Source organism: Vibrio sp. 03_296, assembly GCF_002265885.1.
Genome location: NZ_NPKW01000811.1, coordinates 1 through 428 on the forward strand (window position 1 = coordinate 1; position 428 = coordinate 428).

1 pseudogene is annotated in these 428 nt (G+C 51.1%); it reads left to right on the forward strand.

Going from position 1 to position 428, the window contains the following annotated elements:
* Window positions 1-428 (forward strand): annotated as a pseudogene (locus CIK04_RS28070) (exodeoxyribonuclease V subunit beta); the annotation flags it as partial.

Here is a 428-nt window from a genome sequence, read left to right on the forward strand (position 1 = left end):
CCAGTTTGGAAGTGGTGGGGTTTGATATCGACTCTTCCACCGAAGATCCGCAAGCGTCCAATCCAAGAAGTGGAGAAGTCGATTTTACCTTCCCCCGTGGTGCCAGCGCTGGTACGTTTTTGCACTCGTTTGTTGAAGAGGTGGAGTTTACTCAAGCGGCGGACTCTGAACAGAATCGCCAAGTGATCACCAGAGCTGATGGAAAAAAACTTGATCGACCTTGAATGGTTGCCCGTTTTGCAGCAGCTGGTGGATACCGTGTTGTCAACGCCGCTTGATGGCAAACATTTGTACCTCAACCAAAAAMCGCCGTCACAGCGTCTGGTGGAAATGGAGTTCTTATTGCCGATAGAAGTGCTCAGCGCTGCCAGTTTAAACCAAGTCATTCAGCGTCATGATCCCCTTTCTGCTGCGCGGGGGACTCTCGT